General features: G+C 33.7%; 10 protein-coding genes, 1 tRNA gene and 5 pseudogenes. 12 read left to right on the top strand and 4 right to left on the bottom strand.

From position 1 onward, the window contains the following. The first annotated feature begins 128 nt into the window (after positions 1-128). From ONG78_RS06520 to ONG78_RS06485, 8 genes and pseudogenes are all read left to right on the top strand, one after another. On the top strand, positions 129-2,591 hold the full coding sequence (locus ONG78_RS06520; protein ID WP_264377972.1) for a TomO hydrophobic C-terminal domain-containing protein: 2,463 nt from the start codon (positions 129-131) through the stop codon (positions 2,589-2,591). Positions 2,592-2,771: 180 nt separating this feature from the next. Then, positions 2,772-3,017, top strand: a pseudogene (locus tag ONG78_RS07970) (PD-(D/E)XK nuclease family transposase); the annotation flags it as partial. Positions 3,018-3,375: 358 nt separating this feature from the next. Then, on the top strand, positions 3,376-3,654 hold the full coding sequence (locus ONG78_RS06510) for a hypothetical protein (RefSeq protein WP_264377970.1): 279 nt from the start codon (positions 3,376-3,378) through the stop codon (positions 3,652-3,654). Then, a complete protein-coding gene (locus ONG78_RS06505; protein ID WP_264377969.1) occupies positions 3,651-4,385 on the top strand; it encodes a reverse transcriptase N-terminal domain-containing protein in 735 nt (244 codons plus the stop codon). Before ONG78_RS06510 ends, ONG78_RS06505 begins: the two co-directional genes overlap by 4 nt. Continuing rightward, positions 4,358-4,903 (top strand): annotated as a pseudogene (locus ONG78_RS06500) (Rpn family recombination-promoting nuclease/putative transposase); the annotation flags it as partial. The gene ONG78_RS06505 and the pseudogene ONG78_RS06500, both read left to right, overlap by 28 nt. 60 nt (positions 4,904-4,963) lie before the next feature. Further along, positions 4,964-5,784 (top strand): annotated as a pseudogene (locus ONG78_RS06495) (IS256 family transposase); the annotation flags it as partial. A 226-nt stretch (positions 5,785-6,010) separates the two neighbouring features. Next, positions 6,011-7,030, top strand: coding sequence for an IS110 family RNA-guided transposase (locus ONG78_RS06490; RefSeq protein ID WP_264377526.1), 1,020 nt, complete (start codon positions 6,011-6,013; stop codon positions 7,028-7,030). A gap of 27 nt (positions 7,031-7,057) precedes the next feature. Further along, positions 7,058-7,339: pseudogene (locus ONG78_RS06485) on the top strand (transposase); the annotation flags it as partial. Between the two features lie 123 nt (positions 7,340-7,462). Here the strand turns inward: ONG78_RS06485 and ONG78_RS06480 are convergent. After that, a complete protein-coding gene (locus ONG78_RS06480) occupies positions 7,463-8,431 on the bottom strand; it encodes a hypothetical protein (RefSeq protein ID WP_264375379.1) in 969 nt (322 codons plus the stop codon). Between the two features lie 124 nt (positions 8,432-8,555). Between ONG78_RS06480 and ONG78_RS06475 the strand changes: the two genes are divergently transcribed. Both ONG78_RS06475 and dcd read left to right on the top strand, forming a co-directional pair. Next, entirely contained in the window at positions 8,556-10,013 is a 1,458-nt protein-coding gene (locus ONG78_RS06475; protein ID WP_264377968.1) for a TrkH family potassium uptake protein, read from the top strand. Between the two features lie 71 nt (positions 10,014-10,084). Continuing rightward, positions 10,085-10,642: a dCTP deaminase gene (gene dcd / locus ONG78_RS06470; protein ID WP_264375377.1), complete on the top strand. Its 558-nt coding sequence runs from the start codon at positions 10,085-10,087 to the stop codon at positions 10,640-10,642. Positions 10,643-10,647: 5 nt separating this feature from the next. Here the strand turns inward: dcd and ONG78_RS06465 are convergent, their stop codons facing one another. From ONG78_RS06465 to ONG78_RS06455, 3 genes and pseudogenes are all read right to left on the bottom strand, one after another. Next, positions 10,648-11,661, bottom strand: a complete 1,014-nt coding sequence (locus ONG78_RS06465; protein WP_264375376.1) for a hypothetical protein — start codon at positions 11,659-11,661, stop codon at positions 10,648-10,650. Positions 11,662-11,915: 254 nt separating this feature from the next. Continuing rightward, positions 11,916-12,256: pseudogene (locus ONG78_RS06460) on the bottom strand (transposase); the annotation flags it as partial. A 15-nt stretch (positions 12,257-12,271) separates the two neighbouring features. Continuing rightward, entirely contained in the window at positions 12,272-13,507 is a 1,236-nt protein-coding gene (locus ONG78_RS06455; RefSeq protein ID WP_264375375.1) for a metallophosphoesterase family protein, read from the bottom strand. A gap of 190 nt (positions 13,508-13,697) precedes the next feature. On the opposite strand from ONG78_RS06455, the gene ONG78_RS06450 reads away from it, so the two are divergent. Then, positions 13,698-13,785: transfer RNA gene (locus ONG78_RS06450), tRNA-Leu, on the top strand. Between the two features lie 20 nt (positions 13,786-13,805). Beyond that, positions 13,806-14,891 (top strand): GTP cyclohydrolase II, encoded by a 1,086-nt coding sequence (locus ONG78_RS06445; protein ID WP_264377967.1) that lies wholly within the window; start codon positions 13,806-13,808, stop codon positions 14,889-14,891. Positions 14,892-14,940 lie beyond the last annotated feature (49 nt).

Below are 14,940 nucleotides of genomic sequence, written 5' to 3'. Positions count from 1 at the left end.
GTTGTAACGCTATAGAATCCAGTATTTTCTGCAAACTATAATATAGTTCAGTTAATATATTCATAAAGTTGACGATTGTTAAGAACATTTATTATAATTGTTAATTAAATAACATTAGTAGGATAAAAATGGATTTCAGTGAGTATGTTAAAGGCAACATATTATATGTTTTTAGTGAACAAGTAGATATCAATAATTTGATAAGCTTTTTGCAAGAGAACAAAAATATTACAGAACTTTCTCTCATTTGGTGTATGATTGGTAACAAAGGAGCAAAAGCTTTAGCTGATGTTAATCTTACAAACCTTACTCAACTTAATTTAAGTGGCAATAATATTGGTAACGAAGGAGTAGAAGCTTTCGCTAAGAGTAATCTTACAAACCTTACTAAACTTGATTTAAGTGCCAATATTATTTGTGTGAAAGGAGCAAAAGCTTTAGCTGATAGTAATCTTACAAACCTTGCTCAACTTGATTTAAGTCTCAATAAGATTGGTAACGAAGAAGCAAAAGCTTTAGCCGAATCTGAGAAATACTGCGAATTCATAGATAAAATTACTCGTACAGAATTTAATAACGAACCTATGGATTTTTGTAAACGTCTGAAAAAATCATGGTCTCAAGCAAGAGCAAAATCTAAGAGTAATGTTCCCAAGCTAGATGAAAGCACTATAAGGAGTTTGTTTTTTGATCTTGCACAACATGGTTATAAAGGGGGAATAGAGGTTTTGCTCGATGACTATGATAAATATCCTTTTCTAATTAATTCAAGAAATGAGCAAGGACACACACTATCTCATTTCTATAACGACGACCTTGAAATGCAAAACTTTTTCTTTAAACGTGGTATGATACCTGAACAAAGAAGAGATGACTGGCACATTGCACGAGACCGTCAATCTGTTCATAGAGGTTCAGTAAGTAAGCGGATAAAGTTTTTTACTAAAAAATTGGTTGAATCCACGGAAGCCAGTGAAGAACAGTTAAAGCAAGCAGCGACTTCTTACGTAGAAAGTATAGAACTACTTGAACAATATCAGAATGATCCAATAAGACTAAAGTTTCTCAGTTCAACTGACAGTGAAAAAAGAAGTGTGATGGAGAAAACATTAGGTGATAATCCTGTACCAAATGACAAAGAGTTTATAAAAACTGTAATCGACAAAGCTAAAGATGCATTAAACACTAAATACTTAAGGAAAAATCAATTTGGTGAATATGACCTAGGACACCCTACAGAACCATTACAATATGATTATACGAGAGATGATGCAAAGATTACTATACCTGAATCTATAGGTTATATAAAACTACTTATTGATAATTTTTCCGTTCCACTGGAAGAAAAAAAGGAGTTGCTAGTCACTCTTATGGAACAAAATCCAGATTTGGTAAAGAACAAATCATCTAAGGTAAAAGAAAAACTTGGAAATAGCGTAATCCTCGATAAAGAACAGTTTAATAAAGAAGAACTACATGGATTATTAAATGTTATAGATGACGGTAAAAAAGTAGATGAGTTGTTTAAAGAAATCAGTGACTTAGATATAGAAAAGATCTGGAGAGAGCAAAAAGAGTTCGTTCTTCTAAAACAAATATATGTAGCGTCAACAACATATGGTGAAAATGAAAGTGCTTGTACACCAGGTATATGGAGTCAAATTATGATTAGTATAAACGAAATTAGCTCTGAGATCGTGGATCAATATGATCGCTATTTAGAAGAAGAACAAAAACTAGAAGCACAGAAAAATGTTATTACAGAAGAGAACATTAAACCATTTCTGGAAGATTTGGCTAAGAATCTAGTTCAACATGCGGAATCTCATCCAGAATTGAAAGAAGCTCTTGAAGATTTTGCTATATGCAATGTAAATATTGATAATCCTGAAGAAATTACCCTTGAACGGCAAAAAATTTTAGCAGAGATAAATAAATATTTTTATGAACATATTCAAGATGATTTACCGAATTACTATGGACTTATACCAAATAAGGATGAATACAAACTTATCATCAATGGACTGTCAGGGGTAAAAGAAATGAAAGATTTTGCACAAGAGCCATCTAATCAGCAAGAGAATATTACAAGAGAAACGGAAGCTCAAATTGATGAGAACAGTGATGATGAGTTTTTTGATGCAGAAGATGATAATGAAAGTCGTGCAACTATTAGAGAGAGCGACACAGATGAAAAATCTAAAGATGTTAATGAGTCAATTTTTCTAGAGGAAAATAACACACCGTTAGTTTTAGGAAGATTACACTCAGAAACTTCAGTTGTAGCAACAGATCAAACAAATGGTATTCAAAATAATAATCAACAGCCGAGTAATTTAAATAATGATGCTCCACGAAGTAAAGAAAAAAATAAACTGCCTACTGTATGTGCTTTCACATTAGCAATAGCTGGAATTGTTTCAGGGATAGCTATTGCAGTTTACTCAGGAATGTTAGCGGTAGGAATAGCAGTTGGAGTTTGTTGTCTAATTGCTGCTGCAATCGTATCCTATTATGATAGGCCTTCAAATTCACTTGAAAATAGCAATGTCGAAGAATTTGTAACTAATGAGGAACATACTATTGTTTAGAGGCTTACGCTTAAATGAACTGGAGTGGCAAAGAGAAACTCTTTTGAAATTGCTTACCTAACATTCCACTCCATAAAAGTCACTCTTTATATTTGAAGCTTAACAAATACGGTTTTAGACGTAAAAATATTGAATATTTGTGCAGAATAGTGTATAATTATTAATTTTTCTCTGAGTACTATGGCCATTTCTAAATTTCTTGATGCACGCAATGATATAGCTTTTCGTCGTATCTTTGGAACGGAAAAAAATAAAAATATTCTTATCCACTTTTTGAACGATATCTTAGGATTTTCTGGAAGTAATGAAATAAAAGAAATTGAATTCTTAAGCACTATCATGGACCCTGAGATTGCCTCTGATAAACAAAGTATTGTTGATGTCCTTTGCAAAGATTCTATTGTTAATAGATTTGTCATCGAAATGGTGCGACCTGAAAGTCTTCGGTCATATTGTTTAAAAGGAGAGGAATTCATTCAGAAAGAAACTGAAAGGATTCTAAAACTTATTAAACCAGATGTTTTGCCATCTGAGTCTACGCATCAGTGCGAATCGGTCAACCGGTTGGTGCCAAGAGATGCGGACAATGAACCTCCTCTTGAAAAAGAAGATGCTCAATCGTGAGAGGAGCATAAACTACAAGCATCATGTGGTTGGAGGGCTAGGCTAGTGGTATGGTGAACGTAAGTGAAGCTTCATAAGTATCGTAATGATTAAGGAGCTAAAGATGCTGATAAGCTCTGACCAAAAGGTAATGTGGATAAGTTACATTTTTCATTTCTAGATGTACGCAAATAATAACTCCACCGGTATAGAGAAGTCACCTAACCTACTATTGTATGACAGAAGGAACAGGGTAAACCTGTATTTTTGCCTACATGGCAAGCAAACCGCAAGGAATGCTGATGAAAGTGCAGGTAAAGGAGAATGGAGAAAGCGAATGCCATTTTGTAACGAAATGGATAGAATTTGTAACATTAATTCGCGTGAAAACGAGCAGACTTCCATTTGGTCCCTCGTGACAAGAAACTTTGTTAACCACTTAAGGGAGGAAAGCAGATGATTACAGATAAAACTGTAAGTGCACCTACCGACAACTCCGAAGCATGGAAACAATTGCCATGGAGGAAGTGCCAAAAAGTTGTTATAAGGCTACAAAGACGTATTGTTAAAGCTGTCCAACAGGGAAGATGGGGTAAGGTAAAAGCTTTACAGCGTCTTCTCACACGCTCCTTTAGCAGCAAAGCTTTAGCTGTTAAAAGAGTAACTGAAAACCAAGGAAAAAACACGGCAGGTGTAGATCGTCAACTGTGGTTAACTTGCAATGCTAAATTTCAAGGAATAAAGCAGTTAAAGCAAAGAGGATATAAACCTTCTCCGCTAAAACGGATTTATATCAGTAAATCTAATGGCAAAAGAAGACCTCTTGGAATACCAACGATAAAAGATAGAGCCATGCAAGCATTATATCTGTTTGCCCTGGAGCCAGTATCTGAAACGATCAGCGACCGTCACTCCTATGGCTTTAGACCTAAAAGATCCTGCGCGGATGCTATTGCTGCTTGTCACTTATTACTGGCAAGACGCAATCGACCACAATGGATACTAGAAGGTGATATCAAAGGGTGCTTTGACAACATTAACCATGAATGGCTTATGAAGCATATTCCTATGGAGAAGAAAATTCTTCATAGATGGTTAAAAGCTGGTTTCCTAGAATCGAAAACTCTGTATCCCACAACTGCTGGCACTCCGCAAGGAAGTATAATAAAGGTGGTAAGTACATTGATTTAAAGAAGGTTTTCTTTATTGCTATTTCCAATTGTAATTTATTTCCTGATAAGCCTGATTATATATCTAGCCATACCATAAGAGATGAAAAAACTAACGAGCATGACTTAAAAGATTTTCAATTTATTTTCATTGAGTTACCAAAGTTTCCTAAGAGTAGAGAAGAGCAGATAGAAAATGTAGTAGATCGTTGGCTATTTTTCTTCAAATATGCAGAAGAAACGACCGATGAAGATTTAAGAAAAATAGCAGAAAAATCACCAATAATAAAGCTAGCATATGATGAATTAGATAGGTTTCGCTGGAATGAAAAAGATTTAGTAGCTTATGAAGAGAGAATAATGGATCTACGTAAAGGAGAAGCCATCCTCGCTCAAAAACTTGATGACGCTAGAGAGGAAGGGAAAATTGAAGTAGCAAAAGCGATGCTGGCTAATAATGTTGATATTGATACTATTGTAAAGTGTACAGGTCTTTCCATAAGTGAGATTAAAGAATTGCAGGAAGTTTGGAAGTGTTAAATAAACTGTGTCAAACCGAGAAGTAAAGTAATAAATTGATAAAAAAATGGAGGTTTGACAATGAGTCAAGCAAACAGAACTACCGGTTTGGTAGACTATAAAGAATTAGAAACAAATATCTTATCATCTATACGAGAAGGAAAACCATTGACAGGAAGAGATGGAGCATTAACACCATTTATAAAAAAACTGCTAGAGGGAAGGCGAGATAGAAAACCATTTGTCGGCTGAAAGCGAAGAAAACAACCGAAGAAATTCAAAGACTTTACGGACAAGTATTTGAACTATTGACACCAGGAGATAGAGAAGGAAGTTTCGAGCCACAAGTAGTCAGAAAAAGGCAAACAACCGAACTTGAAGCAAAGGTTTTAAGTACATATTCCAGTGGCATGGGATATAGCATCGCATGTAGAAGAAATATAAAATATCTGCAGCAGAGATATCAAGTATTACTGACAAATTGTTACTGGTAATCAACGAATGGCGCAGTCGTCCGCTGCAATCTGTATATCCAATAGTGTTCATGGTTTTTTAAGGTCAAGGAGGACGGGCATTGTGTAAGCAAATGTATGTATAACATATTAGCAAAATGGCAGAAAAGAAGTTTTAGGCTTTTATATAGCAGAAAGTGAGGGAGCTAACTTTTGGCTAGGGATGTTAAATGACTTAAAAGAGAAAGGAGTAGAAGATATCCTGATTGTATGTGTTAAAAAGCTTTCCTAAAGCAATAAACAGTGTATTTCCTAAAGCAGAAATGTATAGTACATCAGATAAGAAATTCACTGAAATATGTATCGAGCAAAAGTTTTCATGAATGATTTGAAAAAAACATATCAAGTAGAGAAATAGCCGAGAATTATTTACTTGAACTGGAGGAAAAATAGGGAGATGGTATGAATAAGTATTGCTTGGTTGGAAGCAAGAGAAGATAATGACTTCTCAGAGTGGATAGGTGGCAGGTTGGATGTTTTTCTGAAGCACTTTCTTGCCCAGGGAGTAGAAAGAAGACTTCGTGGGGGAGATTAACTGCCCCTGCCACCGAAAATCATCGTGAGGCTCACAAAATGTGATGACCTCGTATAGGAGTTTGGAACAAGAGGAAAAAATATGCGTCACATTGGAGTCGATTTACATACCAATAGTTTTACTGTTTGTTACTTACAAGAAGGGAAACCTGAGCATATTCAAACGTTTCGCTTAAAAGACTTGGATAATTTCACCAAAGATCTTCAAGAAACAGATGAAGTAGCCATAGAGGCAACAGGTAACAGCTGTTTCTTTTATGATGCAGTTTCACCTTACGTTAAACGCATAGTAATAATTGCTCCTGGGCAGTTTGAAGTTGTTCGTCGCTCTGTGAACAAAACAGATAAGCATGATGCACGAGCTATTGCTTTCTTTCTCAGCAAAGATATGTTGCCTGAGGCAAGGTGCAAAAACAAACAATGCCAGCAGTTAGCTTCTCTTCTTCAAATGAGAGATCAGTTAGTAAAGTCACGGGTATCTTTAATCAATAAAGTTCATGGTCTTTTTAATTACCATGGAATAAAAATTAAAAAAGAAGTACTTACAACTAAAGTAGGATTTGAACGTGCTACTCAAAAGCATAATTGGGATCCTTTAGAAAAAGTTGAAATTGAAGTGATTAGCTATCATTTAGAAGCTATCCGAGAAAGCCTTAAAAAGCTTGAAAAGGAAATTATAGCTTTCGCTAAACAACTTCCTGGGTTCAGCAATCTTATCAGCATAAAGGGAATAGGTCCAATTTCTGCAGCTGTTTTTATTGTAACAATCGGAGACATTAATGATTTCCGTAGACCTGAGAAACTTACTGCATATTTTGGAGTTGTACCAAGAGTTTCTCAATCTAATCAGCAATGTACAATTGGAAGAATTACCAAACGAGGGTCAAAAATAGCGCGTACTTCTTTAGTTCAATGTACTTGGATTGCTGTACGTTACAGTCCTTACTTGAAAAGCTTTTATGAACATATAAAAAAGAAGCGTGGTTCTGCTAAGGCTATAACTGCTACTGCTAGAAAATTTCTTATAACTATTTTCTACACTCTTAAAAATAACTGTGTTTTTAAAGATTTTACAAAATTTGAAATTTCTACTGGACAATAATCATAGGAGAAAAATATACTTTAGTTTTGGGAGAATAATTGGGAAAATCTGTCTAGTTATTTAAAATATTCTGGCCCTGTAAGAAAATTAATTTATACCACAAATCCTATTGAGGGACTACATAGACAGATCAGAAAATTTACTAAAACCAAGGGCTCATTTACTAGCACAAATGCCTTGTATAAACAGGTATATTGTGCTATAAAAAAGGTAAGAGAAAAATGGACTATGCTTATACATGATTGGGCTTTAACTATCTCTCAACTTGATATCTTTTTTCCTGGTAGGTTAAAAATCGAGTTGAACTAAAAATGCGATTTGACACAGTTTATTTAACACTCCCTTTTTATTCTGGATACTAGGTTAAAAATAGAACGTTTAAATTTCTTGTTTTTATTGTTATCATACTTAGATTTCCTAAGAACTTATTTACTACAAAATACAACAAGTTCTATTTATTTGAGAAAGTTGTGCGTCTTGTAGAACAGATTTTGTTGTAGGTTTCTCTGTAGCTATTTCAAGGTTTTCTTCTATGCTTTTTTGTTCTCTGTAATCTTTAACTTCTTGAATGAAATCTTCAAGCCACTTCTCACTACCTATCTTGGCATGTCGTTGTTGCTCACCTTTAAGAAGTTTTATTACAGCTGCATCTTGATTTTCAGGCACTCTTTGATATTTAAGCCACAAGTCACGAATATCAGGAGGAGCTTTTTTCAAATGAGCTTCAAAGGTTGCTTTTGTGTCTTTTGTACTTTCTTCTTGTTGATCTTGATGGAATTTAAACCAGAAATTGCGAATATCAGGAGAAGCTTTATCCCAAAGAAGTTTAGTAATTTCTTTTATATTTCTCAGATCTTCTTGTTTCAATCTTTTACCATCACCTATATATCGTTTATTAAGACCAACTTGCAGAGGATAAAGTAAAAGGGTAGTTTTGCTCTGTGAATGTATAGGTCTATTTAAAATCATTGCTAGATTTGTATCACAATCTTCTAATACTGCTTTAACTTTTTTAACATCTAAATAATCTATTGCTTGACGTAATTTGTGGTGAAGATCACTTGTTCTCTTTAAGTTTTTCACTTTTTGCATATGCGAATCATCATTTCCTTTCGCTTCTTGCATAGCTATATCACACGAAATACTCTCAATTTTTTGCTCCATTTTCTGTATACATTGATTAATTTCCTTTTGATTTTTTTTGAATATAATCAACTGTGAAGTGGTACAAGGGTTAGGTAGATCGTCTTTAAACTCTTTTTGTATATTACTAGGTAATTCGCTTTTCAAAACTTCTTGTATATCGCTATCGTAATTATTTTTTATATTCTCAAAGTTGCCTTGTATAGCTTCACTAATTAATGAATCTCGAATGTTTTTTTGTCTGTTGGTTAATAACATACCTTACCTCTATCTCTTATGGCAAATTTAGCGCTATAATTATACGTATTTATAATCAAGTCAAGAGAAAAAATTAGCAAAGCGGTTGAAGTTTTAATAACATATAGCTTTCACAGTACTGTCTATGGAAAGTCTGCAAGTTTTACGTTCAATTGCGTTTATTGTGGGAATTTTTCTATTGTTGTTTGGCGTAGCAATGCTTATTCCTGCTATTACTAATAATTATCTAGGTTACGAATGGAAAAATTTTCTGGTTGGATTTATAGTTACCTGCACATTTAGTGCGATTTTTATTCTACTGGGTAAACTAAATAGGGTACATGGAATGCCGGCAATTTTTGCGATTACCAGTTGTACCTGGATTGCATTATCTCTATTTGCAGCTATTCCATTTTATCTTGATAGTTTAAGCTACATTGATTCACTGTTTGAAGCAGTATCTGGGATTACAACCACAGGAGCAACTGTTCTAAGTTACATCGAGCAACAATCTCCGGGTATACTACTGTGGAGAGCAATGCTGCACGGTATAGGTGGTTTTGGAGTAATTACAGTAGGAATTGCAATTTTTCCCATATTTAAGGTTTTGAGCTTAAATAATTTACTCTATTCTGAGTACTCAGATGCTCTTAAAAGAAAGTTACCACATACGCGAAGCGTAGTAATACATATTGCAGAAATATATTACTGCCTAATTTTATTGTGCATATTTTCCTACTATCTAGCTGGCATGCCATTATTTGACGCAGTATGTCACGGAATGTCCGCTGTATCAACTGGTGGATTTGCCAACTATAACGATTCTATAGGCTACTACAATAACCCTATATTGGAGGTCATAACAATTATCTTTATGATTTTAGGCTCTTTACCTTTTCTGAGCTATTTAAAAATTATAAGACGATTAGACGTTTGTTATGATGAACAGGTCTCTTACTTTATTAAGATAGTTGTTATCTCATCTTTGCTTGCTTGTTTTTGGTTATATAAAAATTTTGACTTAGGAGTATTTTTATCATTTAGGTACAGCACATTCACCATTACCTCCTTTATCACATCAACTGGCTATGTAATGTGCAACTACTTGAATTGGAGCTTTATTTCAGTCTTAGCTTTCTTTTTAGCCTTTATTGGTGGATGTGGTGGTTCTGCTAGTGGTGGAATCAAAATCTTCCGTTTAGTCATTTTTCTAAAATCTATAAGGAATTACTTTAGCTCTTTATTAAATCCAAGTGAAAGCGATAGAGTAAAACTCAATGGTAAAATACTGGAGAATGATGAAGTTCAATCTGTCTTTACGTTTTTTGCGATTTACATGTTAACGTTCGCTATATCATCAATAGTGATGTCTTACTTGAGCAATGCGGACTTTATAACTAGCATCAGCTCTGTTTCTGCAATGCTTACAAATTCTGGCCCAGGATTTAGTAACCTAATAGGTCCTTCAGGTAATTATTCCTCCTTTAGTGGTGGAGTAAAGCTATTTCTATCGTTTTTGATGCTGCTTGGCAGGCTTGAAATATTGCCAATTTATTTTTGTATAGGTAGTTTATACTGGAAACTTTGCCATTCCAGAGTGTAACGCTAATTCAGGTTTACATTTAAATTCTATTACATATTATTATAAGTATTACAAAACTTTAAAGGACAATTATGGCAGTTATGCCAGATAAATGGATAAGGGACAAAGCTGAAAACTCTGGAATGATAGAACCTTTTGTGAATCATAAAAGCAGTAAGGGTGTCGTATCTTTCGGATTATCATCTTATGGCTATGATGCAAGAGTTAGTAATAAGTTTAAGATTTTTACTAATATTAATTCAGCTATTGTAGACCCCAAGAATTTTTCTGAGAATAGTTTCATAGATAAGGAAACAGATGTATGTATAATCCCACCAAATAGTTTTGTACTTGCCAGCACAGTGGAGTATTTTCGTATACCAAGGAATGTACTAGTAATTTGTGTTGGCAAATCAACTTATGCAAGATGTGGTATTATAGTAAACGTCACACCTTTAGAACCTGGATGGGAAGGTCATGTCACACTTGAATTCTCAAACACTACTCCACTTCCTGCAAAAATTTATGCTAATGAAGGCGCATGCCAATTTGTGTTTTTAAGCGGCGAAAGTGAGTGTGAGAAATCATATGATGATATGAAAGGAAAATATATGAATCAGTGTGGTATCACTTTGCCGTTAGTTAAGTGATTACTTTAGATAAAGCTAGATATTGATTTTTTGTATTGAAGATTAGCAAAATTTTCTTTTATTAGTTCATCACATTTTTTATCACCTAAAACTGCACGTGCAGAGTGATTTTTAAATGATTCTATAAAGCTAATAAAGAAATTTGTAGAAGGATTACTTAAAGCTTTTGCAACTTCTTTTTTTTCTTCATCATTGGCAAGCTGATTAAATAATTCTTCACCTTTTTTTTGTAGCTCATTTTGAAATTCTTGTTTTACAGTAGCCTTATCCGCTCTTTGCAAGAAGGAAAACTCTTCAAAAGTGTACAAGGAAGAGACAATACTGTTAAAGGTACCAGTAAAACATGCACTGCCAACAAGTACTCCGTATTCTGTTTGCGATTCTACTAAATGTTTAACCAGTTGATATTTTCTCTGTGATATGCGGGTATTAGTATCTATATTATTATCAGTACTTTTTTTATTTTTATCCTTACAAGCTTTCCAAACCAAACTTAAAACTTGCTTCAATCTTAATCCACTTCCACTATGTGAATTAGGGTCATTTTTTATACGCTTTAGGCACTCAAGTGCATGTTTTTTCTCATCTGATGTGAGTTGATCTTTATCTACAGCTTTTTGTATGCCATTTGCTATGCACTCTAACTGATCAATAAATCCTTCTATTTCCTCTATAAACTTATCATCAACATCAGGCTCACCATAGTTTTCTTTTAGCTTTTGAACGTTAATATTAATTGCATCATTTACATTAGTATCATGCGTTGTTTGTTGGATACGCGCTGCCTCCATAAATGCTTCAGTTCTTTGCTCTAACCATTCTGGTAATTTGCCTCCTGCAAGAACATATAGCTTACTCAATGCTTGAGCGACTAGAGTTAATGCTAGAACAAGAACAATAGATGCTATTAGTAATACTACAGCTAAACCAATGACTAGCCACCTCACAGGGGCTAGTAAAATATCTCTTAATTTTGACGTTCTTTGTATGTTACCTGGTGTATTTACTACTACTGGCATAATTAATTTTAAATAGTCTTACTATCATCAATATAGTATATTTCTCTTATTTTGTCAACTCACATTTCTACTTCTGTACTTTTTCATTCTTTCTTCTAATTACTATAGATGCATTTCTTTATTAATTGATATCCTTTCAAGCCGCTAACACTGATTGCATTTGCCTAGTTACAAAAATAATGTCTGTGCTAAAACATGCTCATATATAGCTCTTTTTCTAATAGTTCGAATAGCTGGATATTCTTTCTGGCTCAATTTTTTATAACAAACCAATGATTTGATTAAAATCAGGAGAATATGGAGGCAGATATATAACTTCAGCACTGACACTTTTAATAAATTCACTTATTTTCTATGAAAAGTTGCATTATCCAAAATCACCCAGCAAAAAGTTTGAACTAGCTATTAAAAACGTCTGTATCGCAGTAGCCTTCAAAAATCATAGGCGCCATAATTTTTCCCTTATTCAAAGCTGCAATCATACTAATACGCTGACTTTTGTGTTATCAATTCCAGATTAGTCGATATATACAAGAATTTCAGTGTTTTTTGTTGCTATGAGTTTTTTAAGCTCAGCACGTTTTTTCTGCGTCCTTAAATAGTCCTAATTTTAATTTGTTTTAAGTTTAAAGTCTTTCGTTAGGTTTGCAGAATACATTTCCTTATTATCTTGGTTATAGAAAGTAAATTTGTGATCGTCTAAACCTAATATTGCAAAGCCAAAGCCGAAAAAGTTTCTAACTTCGTGTGCTAAGTAATTTCTACTATTTGGATAGTTAAATTCTACGTTTTGATAAACAGGTTCTTGATCTTGAGCGTGTAATAATGCACCGCCGTTTCCAACTATAATCTGATCTGGAACATTATCCATTAATAAAATCTGGGCTATATGAATGTGGCCAGAAACTATGGTAGTAACATTGCTTGGAAATTTATCTCCAAAAGCTTCAATTTGTGTAAGATTACCATGGCTTTTTAATGTCAAAAATTCTTTTTTTGGAGATCTCCAAAGTGGTTTATGAGTCAAAAACCACGTGGGCTTATCTTGTATCACTTTATCAAACTGCCTCTCAAAAGCATCAACTGTGCTTTGGGTTGTAAAAATTTCCTCACCGGATGAAGAGTCGAAGATAAAAAACTTCATCGGCCCAGCATCTAAGAACCAACTGGAAATAAGATCTTCACATTTTTGAGGGAAAAAGGGGTATGAATCTAAATATCTGAACCATCCTTCATAAGCTCTATTACAACTCTCATGATTTCCACGAACAAAAAGAAAAGGAGATTGTGTTAAAATATCTTTTGCAGGCTCAAACCAATCAGCGTACCAAGCTTCTTTGCTATATCCATAAATATCGCTGCACTTTTTTGTGTTTCTACATTTTGTTTGTCTATAATGATAATCACCAACATGGATAATTAAATCTGGTTTATGAAAAGCGATTGAATCTAAATTTTTTTTCAAAGGCCAGTTATCTACAGAATTACATTCTTGCTGAAATAACATATTTATTCTACATCCTGTATCGCCAATGAAGGCAATTTTGCTGATCTTTTCCGCTAATACGGGAACTTTTATATTGTCAATACTAATGTTTTGAGCATTTGTTTCTACTATCAGTTCACAAACTGTTTCGGTATTGTTAATTGAGCTGCGACTTAGCATTTCTACTGCCTTATTATCGACGTAAGCAATGGGACACATGTTATTGTCTATAATCGCACGTATGCTTAATTTATTTTCTGGAATGATTTGAGACCATGTGTACAATATTTGTGCATGAGTGGGGTAAAAGCTAATTGTAAGAGATAGAATTAAAAAAATGAAGATATTAGCTATTTTCATTTGTATAAAGACCTAAATTAAGAATTAGTAGTAAGATTATCTTAAATGATTAAAGTTTGTAACCATAAAATTCATAGTTAAATTATATAGGCATTTCCTAAATTATCCTAGTATCAGATTGACACTTTAGATGAAAAATCCTAAAATGATTAAGTAATTTAAAGTAATTATATAGAAACTAGAATAAAGTGCGGTCGTGGTGGAATTGGTAGACACGCAGCGTTGAGGTCGCTGTGGCTCACAAAGCCTTGGAAGTTCAAGTCTTCTCGACCGCACCAAGTTGTTTGGTGTAGGTGAAATGTTTATAGGAAATCAAAGTAGAAATAAAGTAGAAAGGGCCATCAGTGAAGTCAGGCGTGGTCTTCCAATTTTAATATATGATGATGAAAATAACTATCTATTGTTTGCTGCTGCTGAAACTTTAGAAAAAAATTTATTTAGTCAATATAAGCTTATATCAGGTAATGTGTATGTTACTTTGACTGCAAGTAAGGTAAAATACATATGTCAGAGTAAAGAACATAGTAGCAAACGTCTATTGATAAGCAATTTTGATGAACTGCTCCATTTAATAAACTGTTCAAAGGAAGATTGGATAAAAGAGTTGCAATGCTCAAAGACAATAGATGCGTATGCTGTTGCCTTGCTTAAGTTCTCAGAATTATTGCCATACGCGTTAGTGGCTGATATGACTTTTGAGAATAAACATGAAATGCGAAATTGGTGTGAAGAAAATGACATTATTGCACTAAATACGTTACTTGTGAATGATTTTCAACAAAATCATAGTGTGTATGAAGTGTGCAAAACATCATTATTTTTAAAACAGACTCAAGAAGTAGATATCATATCTTATAGAACCAAAAGTGGCGGAAGAGAACATTATGCAATTATCATTGGCAATCCAGATAAAGATAATGAGCCATTAGTGAGAATTCATTCTTCATGCTATACAGGAGACTTATTAGACAGCTTATCATGTGATTGCAGAAGCCAGTTGCATCAAGCGATTCAAATAATGACCGACTTTGGGAATGGCATTATATTATACTTGATGCAAGATGGGAGAGGCATTGGTTTAACTAATAAGTTAAGAGCATACAGTATGCAAAGAAAATATAATCTTGATACTGTTGATTCAAATAGAGTATTGGGTTTTGAAGATGATGAAAGGAGCTTTGCTGTTGCAGCTAAAATACTTAAGAAATTGAACATTAACAAAATACAATTACTTACAAACAATGGTAGAAAGTTATCAGAGTTGAAAAATAACGGTATAGAAGTTACAAAGTGTATACCACTTATTATGGAACGCAATGAATATAATGATTCATATATGGAAACAAAATTTGGCAAGTTAGGCCATGGATTAAGGGTTTATTAGCTTTTTTGTTATAACTACTTTGTTAGCTTGCTATGTTAATTAATATAAG

It is taken from the genome of Wolbachia endosymbiont (group B) of Philonthus cognatus, assembly GCF_947179345.1.
Taxonomy (GTDB): Bacteria; Pseudomonadota; Alphaproteobacteria; order Rickettsiales; family Anaplasmataceae; genus Wolbachia.
Note: the sequence above shows the minus strand (reverse complement) of the source record. Positions and strands in the feature narration are given on the sequence as shown.

Coding starts and splice junctions, on each gene's coding strand:
- ONG78_RS06455 (WP_264375375.1), bottom strand. CDS start 13,507: ATGAAAATAGCTAATATCTTCATTTTTTTAATTCTATCTCTTACAATT.
- ONG78_RS06490 (WP_264377526.1), top strand. CDS start 6,011: ATGCGTCACATTGGAGTCGATTTACATACCAATAGTTTTACTGTTTGT.
- ONG78_RS06445 (WP_264377967.1), top strand. CDS start 13,806: ATGTTTATAGGAAATCAAAGTAGAAATAAAGTAGAAAGGGCCATCAGT.
- ONG78_RS06465 (WP_264375376.1), bottom strand. CDS start 11,661: ATGCCAGTAGTAGTAAATACACCAGGTAACATACAAAGAACGTCAAAA.
- ONG78_RS06475 (WP_264377968.1), top strand. CDS start 8,556: ATGGAAAGTCTGCAAGTTTTACGTTCAATTGCGTTTATTGTGGGAATT.
- ONG78_RS06520 (WP_264377972.1), top strand. CDS start 129: ATGGATTTCAGTGAGTATGTTAAAGGCAACATATTATATGTTTTTAGT.
- ONG78_RS06510 (WP_264377970.1), top strand. CDS start 3,376: ATGTACGCAAATAATAACTCCACCGGTATAGAGAAGTCACCTAACCTA.
- dcd (WP_264375377.1), top strand. CDS start 10,085: ATGGCAGTTATGCCAGATAAATGGATAAGGGACAAAGCTGAAAACTCT.
- ONG78_RS06480 (WP_264375379.1), bottom strand. CDS start 8,431: ATGTTATTAACCAACAGACAAAAAAACATTCGAGATTCATTAATTAGT.
- ONG78_RS06505 (WP_264377969.1), top strand. CDS start 3,651: ATGATTACAGATAAAACTGTAAGTGCACCTACCGACAACTCCGAAGCA.